The 15,690-nt window shown below is 35.1% G+C and carries 14 protein-coding genes; 11 read left to right on the top strand and 3 right to left on the bottom strand.

Annotation, left to right across the window (positions count from 1 at the left end):
• Positions 1–3: 3 nt before the first annotated feature.
• The 3 genes from gldK to topA all read right to left on the bottom strand — a co-directional run bounded on the left by gldK (position 4) and on the right by topA (position 5,423).
• The gene (gene gldK, locus IRZ80_RS13310; protein WP_194642061.1) at positions 4–1,407 is read right to left on the bottom strand and encodes a gliding motility lipoprotein GldK; all 1,404 of its coding nucleotides are present in this window, start codon (positions 1,405–1,407) and stop codon (positions 4–6) included.
• A gap of 268 nt (positions 1,408–1,675) precedes the next feature.
• Positions 1,676–2,827: a formimidoylglutamase gene (locus IRZ80_RS13305; protein ID WP_194642060.1), complete on the bottom strand. Its 1,152-nt coding sequence runs from the start codon at positions 2,825–2,827 to the stop codon at positions 1,676–1,678.
• Between the two features lie 76 nt (positions 2,828–2,903).
• Positions 2,904–5,423, bottom strand: coding sequence for a type I DNA topoisomerase (gene topA / locus IRZ80_RS13300; RefSeq protein WP_194642059.1), 2,520 nt, complete (start codon positions 5,421–5,423; stop codon positions 2,904–2,906).
• 334 nt (positions 5,424–5,757) lie between these two features.
• Here topA and IRZ80_RS13295 point away from each other — a divergent pair, with 334 nt between their 5' ends.
• From IRZ80_RS13295 to groL, 11 genes are all read left to right on the top strand, one after another.
• Positions 5,758–7,341: a glycerol-3-phosphate dehydrogenase/oxidase gene (locus IRZ80_RS13295; protein WP_194642058.1), complete on the top strand. Its 1,584-nt coding sequence runs from the start codon at positions 5,758–5,760 to the stop codon at positions 7,339–7,341.
• 280 nt (positions 7,342–7,621) lie between these two features.
• Positions 7,622–9,067 carry a tRNA (N6-isopentenyl adenosine(37)-C2)-methylthiotransferase MiaB gene (gene miaB / locus IRZ80_RS13290; protein WP_194642057.1) on the top strand — a complete coding sequence of 482 codons (1,446 nt, stop codon included), beginning with the start codon at positions 7,622–7,624 and terminating at the stop codon, positions 9,065–9,067.
• Positions 9,068–9,113: 46 nt separating this feature from the next.
• The gene (locus tag IRZ80_RS13285; protein WP_194642056.1) at positions 9,114–9,485 is read left to right on the top strand and encodes a GxxExxY protein; all 372 of its coding nucleotides are present in this window, start codon (positions 9,114–9,116) and stop codon (positions 9,483–9,485) included.
• 48 nt (positions 9,486–9,533) lie between these two features.
• Positions 9,534–9,680 carry a hypothetical protein gene (locus tag IRZ80_RS13280; protein ID WP_194642055.1) on the top strand — a complete coding sequence of 49 codons (147 nt, stop codon included), beginning with the start codon at positions 9,534–9,536 and terminating at the stop codon, positions 9,678–9,680.
• Between the two features lie 120 nt (positions 9,681–9,800).
• Positions 9,801–11,060 carry a sigma-54 interaction domain-containing protein gene (locus tag IRZ80_RS13275; protein ID WP_194642054.1) on the top strand — a complete coding sequence of 420 codons (1,260 nt, stop codon included), beginning with the start codon at positions 9,801–9,803 and terminating at the stop codon, positions 11,058–11,060.
• Between the two features lie 112 nt (positions 11,061–11,172).
• On the top strand, positions 11,173–11,676 hold the full coding sequence (locus IRZ80_RS13270; protein ID WP_194642053.1) for an LptE family protein: 504 nt from the start codon (positions 11,173–11,175) through the stop codon (positions 11,674–11,676).
• A 90-nt stretch (positions 11,677–11,766) separates the two neighbouring features.
• A complete protein-coding gene (locus IRZ80_RS13265) occupies positions 11,767–12,741 on the top strand; it encodes a tetratricopeptide repeat protein (RefSeq protein ID WP_194642052.1) in 975 nt (324 codons plus the stop codon).
• A gap of 11 nt (positions 12,742–12,752) precedes the next feature.
• Entirely contained in the window at positions 12,753–13,097 is a 345-nt protein-coding gene (gene secG, locus IRZ80_RS13260; RefSeq protein ID WP_194642051.1) for a preprotein translocase subunit SecG, read from the top strand.
• Between the two features lie 134 nt (positions 13,098–13,231).
• Positions 13,232–13,507, top strand: coding sequence for a co-chaperone GroES (gene groES / locus IRZ80_RS13255; protein WP_100431955.1), 276 nt, complete (start codon positions 13,232–13,234; stop codon positions 13,505–13,507).
• An 82-nt stretch (positions 13,508–13,589) separates the two neighbouring features.
• Positions 13,590–13,952 carry a four helix bundle protein gene (locus tag IRZ80_RS13250; RefSeq protein WP_194642050.1) on the top strand — a complete coding sequence of 121 codons (363 nt, stop codon included), beginning with the start codon at positions 13,590–13,592 and terminating at the stop codon, positions 13,950–13,952.
• Positions 13,953–14,052: 100 nt separating this feature from the next.
• Entirely contained in the window at positions 14,053–15,684 is a 1,632-nt protein-coding gene (groL, locus tag IRZ80_RS13245; RefSeq protein WP_194642049.1) for a chaperonin GroEL, read from the top strand.
• The last annotated feature ends 6 nt before the right edge of the window (positions 15,685–15,690 follow it).

Genomic DNA, 15,690 nt, shown 5'->3' with positions numbered 1-15,690 from the left:
TTATTATTTTTTACCGTTTTTAGTAGTCTGAGTACCCATGTAATCTTGTACTGTTCTAAATCCGATATAACTTCTTGCTGAATCCGAATATTCAAATGCACGGGTACTTACCTGTAAAAAGTATGACACATCTTTCCAAGATCCGCCTCTTACAACTTTACGTTTATTTGAATTATCAATGACTGCAGGGTTCATTGTAGACATGAATTCGTACGAATTGGAATCATAAGCAGAATCAGTCCATTCAGAAACGTTTCCAGCCATATTATACAAATTATATCCATTAGGCTCATAAGACTGAGCTTCTACTGTGTACAGTGCCTGATCAGCAGCATAATCACCTCTGTTAGGTTTAAAATTAGCCAAGAAACAGCCTCTGTCACTTTTAGTATACGGACCACCCCAAGGGAAAGTAGCAGATTCCAAACCTCCTCTTGCAGCATATTCCCATTCAGCTTCTGTAGGTAATCTGAATGAATTTACATTATCATAATGACCTTTCTTAGATTTCAGCCATATGTTTTTGTTTAAAGTTCTCCATTCACAGAAAGCTTTTGCCTGTTTCCAAGTTACACCTACTACAGGATATTCTCCATATGCTTTATGCCAAAAATAATCATTGTGCATTGGCTCATTATAAGAGTAGCTGAAATCTTTTATCCAAACTGTTGTGTCAGGATATACTTTCACCTCTTCAGTTCTTATAAAGTCCTGTCTTTTACCAACTTTAGCTTTTGCTGCAGCCTGAATATCCATCCAGTTATAACGGAATTTAAGCTTATTCACATCCATGGTTCTCAAACCGTTGTAAGAAGCTTCTAAAGGCAGATACATTGAATCCATTACTTCTACATAACTTTCATCTGGATATTTTTTAACATCTTTTATAAGCTTTGCTTTTCTATTAAGCCTTTTGAAAGCATTTGCATCTTTAGCCGTTCCAATACTATAATAGTTATCATACATATATTTATCATATGCAGTCATTTTTTCAGGATTAGAATCATTAAATGCATAATCAGCAATGCTTCCTGAATTTTTTCCTTTTCCTTTCCCATCTGCGCCACCACCCTGACCGCTTTCTTCTGCCAGAATAGCCAAACGTAAACGTATTGTAGAATCTTTAACCCATTCTACAAACTGACGATACTCGTTATTTGTAATTTCTGTTTCGTCCATATAAAATGATCTAACAGTAACAGTTTTAGTTGGTGCATCACCAACATTAGCGACATCATCATCAGATTTACCCATGATATATGACCCACCAGGTACCAGCGTCATTCCATAAGGTTTTTCTGGATGCCATTTTGCTCCTTTTACACCAACCAACTCACCTTTGTCGCTTGATCTACCACAGCTAATCAACACTGTTAAAATTGCCGTAAATGCAATGAAATTCTTCATAAAAATTGGGGTTATCTATTCATTATTATCAGACTGTAAACCTATTTATTTTTTTTTTAAAAAACAATTCTTTTTATAGCCTTAAATTTTATTGGTCAAATGTATGTTAAAAATTCTTAAAAAAAAATATTTTATCGCCGAAGAGTTAAATAACAACGATAAAAAACACACTTTTGAAAAAAATGTAAGTATTACACAATTATTTCAAATATTCATATAAAATTAACGCTTTTGCTAAAAAACCAATAATTTTAAAGAATAAAAAAAATCACACAACGTTTTTACGCTGGGCTTTCCACCATCTTTCCGGCATTTCTTGATTACAAGCTGCCAAATATTCTTCATATGAACATGGTAATAACGTATTTTTCTTCAATTTATTGTTTGAACTTAAAACATATGGAATCTCAATCCACCACCTTTCAGTTTTATCACTTTTAAAGAAAATTAAATCCTCATCTTCAAGCGGAACAATATACTTTAAATATCTCTCTCTGCTTCCAAATGGATACTCATTAGATCTATAATGATACCCTTCAATAAAATACCAGCATATCTGAGAAATAATCACAGCCTCCTGCCTAGAGTTATTATGATTAAAAATACCAAATGATGTCACCTTATCACTTATTCCAGCATATCTAGCCAAAGAACATATTTCCTTACCATTAAAACCATTCGGATTAAAATCTATAAAATTACCCGAATCCGATGATTTTACAGAGTTCAAATCAATACTTACTAAATCTGCATCTCTAAAAACCGGTTCTGAAATTGATATATTATTTGAAACTTCACCTAGCCGATAAGCATCAAAAAATAATTTCTCTATCAAATCAATCTCCTCCTGAGAATTATAGTATGTCTGATAGCCAATATTACAAAAATTAAATAAATTATTGGGCTCGTCTATAATTATTTTTGTTAAAAAAGAATCACAGCTTATCGCTTCATTTTCTTTCCCAAAATCAAACTTACTATCTATCGCAACTAGGTTTACCATTTGCTCCAAATCATCATAAGCTCTATAAAGTGAATAAGTTATATCCTGAGAACCTCCAATAACTATCGGAATGATTTTTCTTCTTATCAATCCTGCTGTTATTTTTTTTACTGCAAAATAAGTATCTTCTTTTGAATTTCCAGCAAGAACATCCCCTAAATCAGCTATACTTGCCTTCCAGTTACCAGGAAACATACTGTACAATTCTTTTCGGATTGCATTTAAATCAACTTCAGCTTTAGCCTTTTGATCACCTCTATTATCAAGAACACCAATAATAGCAATATTAATTTTATCTAAATCTGGAACTGAATCAGCAGTATGCAACACAACTTTGCTTCCAAAATGCTGTGCAGACAGCTCTTGTATATGCTTTAAAATTTCACTGTCTAATGGCACTAAAAAATCAAATTCCATTTCTTTATCTATTTCTTTATAGTCTTAGTTTCCGCAGCTTCCTGAAACAAAATCAAGATCAACGGAATCAAATTCTTTATTTCTTTTTAGCCACAGTTTTTTTGACTGCCGGTTTTTTTACTGCCGTCGTCTTTTTTGCTGCCACTTTCTTAGCAGGAGTCTTTTTGGCAATCATTTCCTGAACTTCAGCCAAAGTCAATTTTGCAGCATCAACATCCTTACTTAGTTCAATTTTTATTTTACCCTTTGTTATAACTGAACGACCCCAACGCGCTTTTTCCACTAATATACCTTCCTCTTCCCAATTATGAAGCACTTTGTCAATATTCTTCTGCAGTTTATCTTCAATCAAAGCCTCTACATCGGCTTGAGAAAGATTATCAAAATTATATTTCTTACTTACGTTTATAAAAATACCATTCCATTTGATAAACGGTCCGAAACGGCCAGTTCCCTTTTGAACGCCTTCTCCTTTATAAACCGCAATTGGAGCATCAGCAATTGCTTTTTCATCAATTAGTTCCTGAGCTCTAACCATCGATACATCCAATGGATCTTCTCCTCTTGGCAAAGAAATAAAAACACTTCCATGACGCACATACGGCCCATAACGGCCATTACTCACTTCAACTTCTTCACCTTTATATATACCTAAATTTTTTGGAAGCAGAAATAAATTCAACGCTTCTTCCAAAGTTATATTTCCAATATTCTGCTCATGACGAAGACTTGCAAATTTTTTATCATCGTCCTCAGCATTTCCAATTTGAGCCATAGGACCAAATTTACCTAAACGAACTGAAACCTGCTTACCAGATGCTGGATCAATCCCTAATATTCTTTCGCCGCTTTCTCTGTCGGCATTCGCCTCTACGTCTTTTACCGTTGGATGAAATTGATCATAGAACTCCTGCATCATCTTTGCCCATTCGATATTTCCTTCGGCTATTTCATCAAAATCATGTTCCACTTTGGCAGTGAAATTATAATCCAAAATATTCCCAAAGTTCTTCACTAAGAAATCAGTTACAATTGTACCTATATCAGTAGGGACTAATTTTCCTTTATCAGAACCTGTATTTTCTTTGAGCAGCTTCTCTGCCAATTTACCAGACTGCAGAGTCAACTGCGTATAATTACGTTCCTGACCTTCTAAATTTCCTTTCTCAACATAGTTTCTATTGATAATAGTAGAAATAGTCGGTGCATAAGTAGAAGGACGGCCAATTCCTAATTCTTCTAATTTTTTCACTAAAGAAGCTTCAGTGTATCTTGCAGCCGCTCTTGAATATCTTTCTGTTGCAGTAATATAATTATTCTGCAGTTTTTCATTTACTTTCAAGGCTGGCAGCATTCCTTCCTGCTCTTCTTCGTCATCATCGTGTCCTTCAAGATATACTCTCAAAAATCCTTCAAAAAGTAAAACTTCACCTGAAGCAGTAAATACTTCATCATGATTATTGGCTTCAATTTTCACATTGGTTCGCTCCAATTTTGCATCACTCATTTGTGAAGCCAATGTTCTTTTCCAAATCAAGTCATACAAACGTGCTTGATCTCTGTCAATATCAACAGAATGAAGAGACATATCCGTTGGACGTATCGCTTCGTGAGCCTCTTGTGCTCCTTTGCTTTTATTAGCAAAAGTTCTTGGATTTGAGAATTCCTTACCATAAGACTTAATGATTTCTGCCTGTGCAGCATCCATCGCCTCTTTGGACAAATTCACACTATCCGTTCTCATATAGGTAATAAGTCCAGCCTCATACAATCGCTGTGCCAGCTGCATGGTGATTCCAACAGGCAAATACAATTTTCTTGCCGCTTCCTGCTGCAAAGTCGAAGTTGTAAAAGGAGCTGTTGGGGATTTTTTGGTAGGTTTCGTTTCTAAATCTGCTACCTTATATGCAGAGCCAATATTTTTATTTAAAAAATCTTCGGCTTCTTTTTTTGTATTGAAATTTTTTGGAAGCTTTGCCTTAAAAGACTTTCCGGCTTCGTTTGTGAATTCAGCAACAACTGAATAAGATGCTACAGCAGTAAAATTTTGAATTTCGCGTTCTCTTTCAACAATCAGCCGCACAGAAACCGACTGAACACGTCCAGCTGACAAACCTCCTTTTACTTTTCTCCAAAGCACAGGAGACAACTCATAACCAACCAAACGGTCCAAAACTCTTCGCGCCTGCTGTGCATTAACTAAATTATAATCAATTTCACGCGGTTTGTCAATAGCTTTAAGAATAGCAGTTTTTGTAATTTCGTGAAAAACAATACGTTTTGTTTTCTCTTTTTTAAGTTTCAGTTCTTCCGCCAAGTGCCAAGAAATAGCCTCTCCCTCGCGGTCCTCATCGCTCGCCAGCCATACCATATCGGCATTTTTGGCTAACGTCTTTAATTTGGAAACCAATGCTTTTTTATCCGAGGAAACTTCATATTTGGGAATGAATCCATTTTCGACATCAACACCTATTTCTTTGGAAGGCAGGTCGGCGATATGCCCGTAACTTGATTCTACCTGATAATCACTTCCTAGAAATTTCTCGATTGTTTTTGCCTTTGCAGGGGACTCAACTATCACTAAATTCTTTGCCATTTTGCTATTGTTTGAATGGCAAAAGTAATTTTTTTTTTTAAATATCAACCTTTCATTGATTTTAAAAACATATTAAATCGGCAAATGAAGCGTTAAACAACACAAAGTTTCCTAATTATCATTTGTTTATATCAATTCAATTCTAAATTTAACTTTAAAAAAGCAAATTCATTCAACACAAGAAAAAACCTTTAAAACAGTAAAACACACAATTCCATTTGACCTATATATATAGGTATAAAAAAGAAATCCGAATTTAAATTTCCAAAAAGACAAAGCTCTTAAATAATTAGTTAAATTTACTACAAAAGACCCAGATGAACCTGCAAAAAAAATGAACCGAAACAATCAATTAGAAAAACTCAAGAAAAACCAGAATTGGGACATCATTATTATTGGAGGCGGTGCCAATGGTCTTGGGGCTGCCGTTGATGCTTCAAGCAGAGGTTTTAAAACCATAGTCTTAGAAGCTGTAGATTTTGCAAAGGGAACCTCAAGCCGAAGCACCAAATTGGTACATGGAGGTGTTCGGTATTTAGAACAGGGCAATATTCCATTAGTCATCGAAGCTTTGAAAGAACGCGGATTAATGGAAAGGAATGCTGGACATTTGGTAAAAAACGAATCATTTATCATTCCAAATTACAATTGGTGGGGCGGTTATTTTTACACCTTCGGGTTGAAATTATACGATTTATTGTCCGGCAGATTAAGTCTTGGAAGTTCTAAATATCTATCAAAAGAAAAAACCATCAAATTAATTTCCTCCATTGAACCCACCGGACTGCAAAGCGGCGTTCTCTATCACGACGGACAGTTTGACGACTCCAGATTAGCAGTTAACTTAGCTCAAACTGCTGCTGACAATGGAGCCTGCGTTCTTAATCATTTTAAAGTAACACAATTAATTAAGAATAATCAAAACAAAATTACCGGAGTAATTGCGGTCGATCAGGAAACACAAGAAGAACACAGTATATTAAGCAAAGCGGTAATTAATGCTACCGGCGTATTTACCAATGCCATCATGAAAATGAACGATACTGTTTATAAAAAATACATTGTCCCTAGCCAAGGTATTCACTTGGTTTTCGATAAATCTTTTTTACCAGGAGAACACGCATTGATGATTCCAAAAACGAATGACGGAAGAGTTCTTTTTGCCGTTCCCTGGCATGATAAAATTGTCATAGGAACCACCGATACCTTAGTGAAAAAATCGGATATTGAACCAATAGCTTTGGAAGAAGAAATTGAATTTGTTTTGGAAACTGCTAAAAAATATTTGACAAAAAAACCAACACGAGCTGATGTTCTTTCGGTCTTTGCTGGTTTAAGACCGTTAGCTGCACCCGAAAATAAAGGACAAAGCACCAAAGAAGTTTCCAGAAGTCATAAAATAATAGTTTCTGAGACCGGATTAATCACCATCACTGGCGGAAAATGGACAACATACCGGAAAATTGCTGAAGATATTATTGACAAAACAATCGAGACACATCAATTACCCAAACTTAAATGCAAAACCAAATATTTATCCATTCATGGTAACAAAAAAAACAGCAGTGCAGATTTTGAAAACCACTTGTTTGTTTATGGAACCGACAGTAAATCTATTCTTGAATTACAAGAAAATGAACCCGAACTGAAAGAAAAGCTGCATCCAAACTACGATTATACATTAGCAGAAGTTGCCTGGGCTGTTCGAAAAGAAATGGCTGCGACTGTAGAGGATGTTCTAGCAAGACGTGTGCGTTTACTATTTCTCGACGCAAGAGCAGCAATTACCTGCGCAGATAAAGTTGCCCGTTTGCTAGCAAAGGAATTAAAACATGATGAAATTTGGGTTCAAAATCAACTGGTGGATTTTAAAACCGTAGCGAATGGTTTTTTATTGAAAGAGTTTAGGTTAAAATAATATTTTTTGAATCTTTACTTTTTTTTTTGTGAATACTTGCAACAAAAAACAGGAATTAGCTCCAAATGATCTCAGATATTAGATCAAAGATTTTTGATTTTTGACTTTCTGAAAATCGATGAATAACATTTATCTTTTTAAAATTTCAATTCAATTTTTACATCATAAATCTGCAATCGTTAATCTTCAATCTAAAATCGTTTAAAATTTGTTAATTCTTCGGCTGACATCTTGTCATAATCACTGTATTTGCCGTATATTTGCGCTTTGAAAATACCCAATGGAAAAGATAATTGAAGAAAGCAAACAAGGGAACAGCCTTGTACTGGAACATAAACCTGAGAATACCAAAAAACTCTTTATAGAAAGCTACGGCTGTGCAATGAATTTTTCGGACAGTGAAGTTGTTGCTTCCATATTGTCTGACGGCGGTTATAACACTACATCCGTTTTGGAAGAAGCCGATCTGGTTTTAGTAAATACCTGCTCGATTCGCGACAAAGCAGAACAGACGATTCGCAAACGCTTAGAAAAATACAATGCCGTGAAACGCACCAACCCAAAGATGAAAGTCGGAGTTTTGGGCTGTATGGCAGAGCGTTTGAAAGAAAAATTTCTTGACGAGGAAAAAATCGTTGATCTCGTTGTGGGACCAGACGCCTACAAAGACTTACCTAATTTATTAAGCGAAGTTGAAGAAGGACGTGATGCGATTAATGTAATTTTGTCCAAAGAGGAAACCTATGGTGATATTTCACCAGTACGATTAATGAGCAACGGAATTACAGCATTGGTTTCTATCACGAGAGGCTGTGATAATATGTGTACATTTTGCGTGGTGCCTTTTACCCGTGGACGCGAGCGAAGCCGTGAACCGCAAAGTATCATGAACGAAATTCAGGATTTGTGGAATAAAGGTTTTAAGGAAATTACGCTTCTTGGTCAGAATGTAGATAGTTACTTATGGTATGGCGGCGGACTGAAAAAGGATTTTGTCAACGCCAGTGAAATGCAAAAAGCGACAGCCGTAGATTTTGATCAGCTGCTTGAAATGGTTGCTTCAGCTTTTCCTAAAATGCGTATCCGCTTTTCAACATCGAATCCGCAGGATATGCACGAAAGCATTCTGCACGTTATTGCCAAATATCCAAATATCTGCAAACACATCCATTTACCTGTTCAGTCAGGCAGCAACCGTATCCTTAAAGAGATGAACCGTCTGCACACCAGAGAAGAATATATGGCTCTGATTGATAAAATACGTGCCATTATTCCGAATGTTTCTGTTACACAAGATATGATTTCAGGTTTTCCAACCGAAACAGAAGAAGATCACCAAGACACTTTGAGTCTGATGGAATATGTAAAATATAGTTTTGGCTATATGTACAGCTATTCGGAACGCCCGGGAACATTGGCAGGAAGAAAAATGGAAGATGATGTTCCTGAAGAAACAAAAGCAAGAAGACTGCAGGAAATTGTCGATTTACAAAGAGAACACAGCGCGATAAGAACACAGGAATTTTTGGGTCAGACTGTAGAAGTTTTAATAGAAAAAGCTTCCAAACGATCCCAAGATGATTGGTCAGGACGAAATTCACAAAGTATCGTTGTGGTATTCCCGAAAGAAAATTACAAAGTAGGAGATTTTGTGAATGTAAAAATCACTTCCTGTACATCAGGAACTCTGAAAGGGGAAGCGGTGGGATTGAGTAAAATGAATTAAACTAACGATATAAGCCACAAATTACACAAATTTTCACAAATTATTTATGGAATACTACAAGCAAAAAGAAAATTACATAATAATTGGAATTTGTATGGAGGTTCATCGAATTTTAGGCCCTGGTTTATTAGAAATTATTTACAAAGACGCATTAGAAATAGAATTCAAGAACAATAATATCCCTTATGAACGTGAAAAAGAATTTTCCATTGAATACAAAGGACAAATTCTTCCTCATAAATTTTACGCCGATTTCATTCTTTATGATGAAATCATTTTAGAAGTTAAATCTGTTAAAGAAATCAATAACGAACACATTGCTCAAACTCTAAACTATATTAGACTCGCAGATTCCAAAATTGGAATTATTACCAATTTTCAAAATAAATCTCTAATGCATAAACGATTAATTATATAAAAAAGAATTTGTGAAAATTTGTGTAATTTGTGGCTAAACAAAAAATAGATGTCTAAAAAAAATATACTTATCGCTTTAATTACTTTCATCATTGCTTTTGGAACAACGTTCTACATCATCAGAACTTATTTTCCAAAACATAAAACTGAAAAAACTGCTGTTCAAAAAGACACTTTAACAGAGTCAAAACAGTAGAAAATTTTGATTAAGATTAAAACAACGAATTAAAGCAGCTCTATAATTCATTAAGCATAAAGAAATCATTAAAGTAAGCAGTTTAACATTTAAACTATTTTAAACTTTAAACCTTTAAAAATGGATACAGTACAATCAATAAAACAGCGCTTTGAGATTATTGGAAATGACCCAAAGCTCAACCGTGCCATAGAAAAAGCCATTCAGGTGGCCCCTACCGATATTTCCGTTTTGGTGGCTGGAGAAAGCGGTGTGGGAAAAGAAAACATCCCAAAGATTATACATTCCCTATCCCACCGAAAACACGGAAAATACATTGCTGTAAACTGCGGTGCGATTCCTGAAGGAACAATTGACAGTGAACTTTTTGGCCACGAAAAAGGAGCTTTTACAGGTGCTACCAGTACTCGTGAAGGCTATTTTGAAGTAGCCAATGGCGGAACGATTTTCCTTGATGAAGTTGGAGAATTACCTTTGACCACACAAGTACGTTTACTGCGTGTTTTGGAAAATGGAGAATTCATAAAAGTAGGTTCTTCACAGGTTCAAAAAACAAATGTGCGTATCGTAGCAGCAACCAATGTCAATTTATTTAAGGCAATTGAAAAAGGGAAATTCCGCGAGGATCTATATTATCGTTTAAGCACAGTAGACATCAACCTGCCTCCTCTTCGCGAACGAAAAGACGATATTCATTTATTGTTCCGAAAATTTGCAGCCGATTTTGCTAACAAATACAAAATGCCACCTTTAAAACTGGATGATACAGCTGTATTGATTCTGCAAAAGTTCCGCTGGAGCGGTAATATCCGTCAATTGCGAAATGTTGCAGAACAGATTTCGGTATTAGAAACTAACAGGGACATTACAGCGCAGACTCTGCAGACATATCTGCCAACCGAAGACAGTAATTTACCATCGATTATTAAAGACAAAAAAAACGACAGCGATTTCAATACTGAAAGAGAGATTTTGTACAAAGTCCTTTTTGACATGAAAAGTGATTTGCACGATCTTAAAAAACTGACATTGGAATTAATGCAGAACGGGAGTTCCAAAGTTCAGGAAACTAATAAATCGCTCATCAAAAAAATATACGGTTCCGAAAATGAGGACAGCGAAATAGATTTTGAAGAAGAACCAAGAACCTCTTTCTTATCCAATTCAAACATCGAACAGGACTATGAAGAACAGGAGTCAAACAATTATCTTTTGGCAGAAACCATCGAAGAGGAAGAAATCCTAAGGCTAGAACAAAAAGAAATCGAAATGATCAAAAAATCATTAGAAAAAAACAAAGGAAAAAGAAAAGCTGCCGCAGATGAATTAGGAATTTCAGAGCGTACTTTATATCGAAAAATCAAGCAATTCGATTTGTAAGAAAAAATTAAATTTCAAATCACAAATTCGATTTTTGTACATTTGAAATTCAAACCGAATTTAGAATTTGGACTCGAGCGATAGCGAACAGGCATAGCAATTTACACATTATATGAAAAAAACACAGTATCTCTTATTAATAATTAGTTCATTCATCCTAAACAGCTGTTCGGTTTACAACTTTACAGGTACGGGTAAAATTGATGCCAAAACTTATCAAGTTAACTTTTTTCCAAATAATTCTGATTTGATAGAACCGGGTATCGACAGAACATTTACATTGACTTTACAAGATTTAATTCAGAATCAAACGAATCTGCATTTAGTAAAAAACAATGGAGATTTAACCTATGAAGGTGAAATTACTGATTACAGAATCAGTCCAATGACTGCAACTGCCGATCAAAAAGCAGCACAAAACCGATTAAAAATCAGGGTACAGGTTAGATTTTCCAATAAAAATAAAGAAGCAGACGATTTCGACAAATCTTTTGAGTTCTATTACGATTATCCAGCTGCACAGCAATTAACAGGAGCAACAAAAGATGCTGCTATCAAAGAAATTTTTGAAAGAATTACTCAGGATATTTTTAATGAATCATTAGCTAAATGGTAATCTGATAACAGTCAGCAAATAAAATCTAAAAAGAGTTACTATCTTAGTATTAAAATATAAGAATTATAAAAACAAGGAATAAAGAATAAAATGAACATTAGTAGTTATAATTATTTATTAAACCAACCTGAGGAAATCGACGAGATTCAAACCGTGGCTTTAGAAAAAGTACTGGATGAATTTCCATATTTTCAGAGTGCACGTGCGCTGCGCCTAAAGGGGCTTTACAATCAAAATAGTTATAAATACAATTTCGCATTAAAAATAGTTGCCGCTCATACTACAGACCGCAGCGTTTTGTTTGATTTTATAACTTCAGAATCGTTTACAGCAATTCAAAAAAAGACCTACGAGAAAAAAATTGAAGAATTACTCAATATAACTGTAATTGACAGTCAGATTATCGAAAAAGAAGCTGTCCCAATAATCAGGACAACTCCATTGGAACATTCTATTCTTACTTCCATAAAAGAAGCTGCTGCGGCTCACAGCAATTCTCTTTTTATTGACAGAATAGAAATCGATAAAAATACCGAACAGTCAATTCTTAATTCTATTGAAAAATCAGCGCCGGCTAAAATCGAAGAAGAACCAGCTCAAACAGAAGAAAAATCAGATTATAGCCAGCCAATAGATTTCTCAAAATCAGAAACACATTCATTTCATCAATGGCTTCAAATTTCCAGAATACAGCCTATTATAAGAGAAAACCCAAAAAAGGAAACTAATAATACTGTAAAAGTACCAGAACCAGAACAGGAACCAGAACCTGGCATTGATGTAAACAAAAAGAAAAAAGCAGAATTAATAGATAAGTTCATAGAAACCAGTCCAAAAATTCCGCCAATAAAACCCGGAGCAGTATTTACTCCAAATATTGACCTTAATAAAGAGGACAATTCCTATCTGATGACAGAGACTTTGGCCAAAGTATATTTGGAACAAAAAAAATATCAAAAGGCTATACAAGCTTATGAAATATTAATTTTGAAATATCCAGAAAAAAGTAGTTTCTTTGCAGACCGTATAAAAGATATCAGGATAATTCAACAAAATAACAATTAATAATAAATAGTATGTTTTCAATTTTTTTAGTTTTAATTACAATAGTATGTTTTCTATTGATCGTAGTAATCATGGTTCAAAACCCTAAAGGAGGCGGACTTTCTTCTACAATTAGCGGTTCTCAAATGTTAGGCGGTGTTCAAAAAACTACTGACTTCTTAGACAAAAGCACTTGGACATTGGCAACTATACTAATTGCATTAATCTTACTTTCTGGTTTGAGTTTCACAGGAACTTTGAGTGATTCAGATTCAAAAATTATTGACAATACTGAAACTGCAGCACCAAAAACTAATGCTCCAGTTCAGAATGCGCCTGCATCAAACACACCTGCTGCTCCAGCACCAGCAAAATAATTTGTATAAATAAATACATAAAATGCCAGCCTGTCAAAGCTGGCATTTTTTATAAGAAAAAATGTCAGTTTACGAGCAATGGCATAATTTCTGAAAAGAAAAAAACAGTAAATTTTAATATAAATATAAAAATCATGACATTAAACATTAAACCTCTTTCAGACAGAGTTCTTATCGAACCTGTTGCAGCTGAAACGAAAACGGCGTCAGGAATTTTTATTCCAGATACAGCCAAAGAGAAACCGCAAAAAGGAACAGTAGTAGCAGTTGGAAACGGAACTAAAGACCATACCATGACTGTAAAAATTGGAGATACTGTACTTTATGGAAAATACGCTGGAACAGAATTAAAACTAGAAGGAAAAGATTATCTCATAATGCGTGAAGATGATATTCTTGCAATTATTTAATTTTTTTCTGTAAGCAATAAGCCTTAAGCTATAGGCTTTTAAAGCGTACTTCCTACTGCTTAAAGGTCAAAGCCAACATAAAATGAGAGATTTTAAAAAATATGATATTTGGCAGCTTAGCCATTCTTTAACTTTAGACGTCTATAAAATGACTTCTGATTTTCCTAAAGAAGAATTATATGGTTTAACAAGTCAAATTCGCAGAGCTTCTTCGTCAATCCCTACAAACATTAGTGAAGGATGCGGAAGAAACAGCGACAAAGAATTCAATCAATTTCTCAATATTGCGTTAGGTTCTGCCAGCGAAACAGAATATCTATTGATTTTAGCTAAAGATTTAAAATATCTGAATAGCGAAACAGCCGAAAATCAGTTAGAGAAAATCAATAGTATAAAAAGCAAAATTTACAAGTTAAAACAAGTGCTTATTAGCAATACGCTCTAAGCAATAAGCCTTAAAAAGCTTAGAGACACAAAAAACAAATACTAACCTGCAGTAGAAAAAGGCTTATTGCCTAAAACCTACTGCCTAAAGCAATACAAAAATGGCAAAAGATATAAAATTTGATATTGAAGCACGTGACGGATTAAAACGCGGTGTTGATGCATTAGCAAATGCAGTAAAAGTAACTCTTGGTCCAAAAGGCCGTAATGTAATTATTGGAAAATCTTTTGGAGGTCCTACAGTTACTAAAGACGGAGTTTCTGTTGCAAAAGAAATCGAATTGAAAGACCCATTAGAGAACATGGGAGCTCAAATGGTAAAAGAAGTAGCCTCTAAAACTAATGATTTAGCAGGAGACGGAACTACAACTGCTACAGTATTGGCACAAGCCATTGTAAAAGAAGGCTTAAAAAACGTTGCTGCAGGAGCAAACCCAATGGATTTGAAACGCGGTATCGACAAAGCTGTTGAAGCCATTGTTGCTGATTTAGCAAAACAAACAAAAGTAGTAGGAAGCGATTCTGAAAAAATAAAACAGATTGCATCGATTTCAGCTAACAATGACGAAGTTATTGGTGAATTAATCGCTAATGCTTTCGCAAAAGTTGGAAAAGAAGGTGTAATCACTGTAGAAGAAGCCAAAGGAACTGATACTTATGTAGATGTTGTAGAAGGAATGCAGTTTGACAGAGGATATCTTTCTCCATATTTTGTGACCAATCCAGAAAAAATGGAAGCAGAATTAGACAGTCCATACATCCTTTTGTATGACAAAAAAGTTTCTTCTTTAAAAGAGTTATTACCAGTTCTTGAGCCAGTTGCTCAATCAGGAAAACCATTATTGATTATCGCCGAAGATGTTGACGGTGAAGCTTTATCAACATTGGTAGTAAACAAATTGCGTGGTGCATTGAAAATTGCAGCTGTAAAAGCGCCAGGTTTTGGCGACAGAAGAAAAGCAATGCTGGAAGATATCGCAATCTTAACTGGCGGAACAGTAATCTCTGAAGAAAGAGGTTATACTCTAGAAAACACAACTATCGAAATGCTGGGTTCTGCAAAAAGAGTAAATATTGACAAAGACAATACTACAGTTGTAAGCGGAGCTGGTGATGCCGATATGATTAAAAATCGTGTAAATCAGATTAAAGGTCAGATGGAAACTACAACTTCTGATTATGACAAAGAAAAATTACAGGAGCGTTTGGCAAAATTAGCCGGAGGTGTTGCTGTGCTTTACGTTGGTGCCGCTTCAGAAGTGGAAATGAAAGAGAAAAAAGACAGAGTTGACGATGCACTTCATGCAACTCGTGCAGCTGTCGAAGAAGGAATTGTTGCTGGCGGCGGTGTTGCTTTATTAAGAGCAAAAAGCGCTCTTGATGCTTTAAAAGCGGACAATGCTGATGAAGCTACAGGAATTAAAATTATCTCTAGAGCTGTTGAATCTCCTCTAAGAACAATTGTTGAAAACGCAGGTTTAGAAGGCTCTGTTGTTGTTGCTAAAGTTACTGAAGGTTCAGGAGATTTTGGATACAACGCAAAAACTGATGAATATGTTGATATGCTAAAAGCTGGAATCATTGATCCTAAAAAAGTAACCCGTATTGCATTAGAGAATGCTGCTTCGGTTTCAGGAATGATTTTAACTACTGAATGTGCATTAATTGATATTAAAGAAGAAAACGCAGGCAGTGCAGGCCACATGGGCGGAGGTATGCCTGGAATGATGTAATCAATT

It is taken from the genome of Flavobacterium sp. HJJ (assembly GCF_015351475.1).
Classification (GTDB): Bacteria; Bacteroidota; Bacteroidia; order Flavobacteriales; family Flavobacteriaceae; genus Flavobacterium; species Flavobacterium marginilacus.
This window is presented reverse-complemented; position numbering and strand designations above follow the sequence as displayed.

Coding starts and splice junctions, on each gene's coding strand:
- IRZ80_RS13285 (WP_194642056.1), top strand. CDS start 9,114: ATGGAATACTACAAGCAAAAAGAAAATTACATAATAATTGGAATTTGT.
- IRZ80_RS13265 (WP_194642052.1), top strand. CDS start 11,767: ATGAACATTAGTAGTTATAATTATTTATTAAACCAACCTGAGGAAATC.
- gldK (WP_194642061.1), bottom strand. CDS start 1,407: ATGAAGAATTTCATTGCATTTACGGCAATTTTAACAGTGTTGATTAGC.
- IRZ80_RS13275 (WP_194642054.1), top strand. CDS start 9,801: ATGGATACAGTACAATCAATAAAACAGCGCTTTGAGATTATTGGAAAT.
- topA (WP_194642059.1), bottom strand. CDS start 5,423: ATGGCAAAGAATTTAGTGATAGTTGAGTCCCCTGCAAAGGCAAAAACA.
- IRZ80_RS13295 (WP_194642058.1), top strand. CDS start 5,758: ATGAACCGAAACAATCAATTAGAAAAACTCAAGAAAAACCAGAATTGG.
- IRZ80_RS13270 (WP_194642053.1), top strand. CDS start 11,173: ATGAAAAAAACACAGTATCTCTTATTAATAATTAGTTCATTCATCCTA.
- secG (WP_194642051.1), top strand. CDS start 12,753: ATGTTTTCAATTTTTTTAGTTTTAATTACAATAGTATGTTTTCTATTG.
- groL (WP_194642049.1), top strand. CDS start 14,053: ATGGCAAAAGATATAAAATTTGATATTGAAGCACGTGACGGATTAAAA.
- miaB (WP_194642057.1), top strand. CDS start 7,622: ATGGAAAAGATAATTGAAGAAAGCAAACAAGGGAACAGCCTTGTACTG.
- IRZ80_RS13305 (WP_194642060.1), bottom strand. CDS start 2,827: ATGGAATTTGATTTTTTAGTGCCATTAGACAGTGAAATTTTAAAGCAT.
- groES (WP_100431955.1), top strand. CDS start 13,232: ATGACATTAAACATTAAACCTCTTTCAGACAGAGTTCTTATCGAACCT.
- IRZ80_RS13280 (WP_194642055.1), top strand. CDS start 9,534: ATGTCTAAAAAAAATATACTTATCGCTTTAATTACTTTCATCATTGCT.
- IRZ80_RS13250 (WP_194642050.1), top strand. CDS start 13,590: ATGAGAGATTTTAAAAAATATGATATTTGGCAGCTTAGCCATTCTTTA.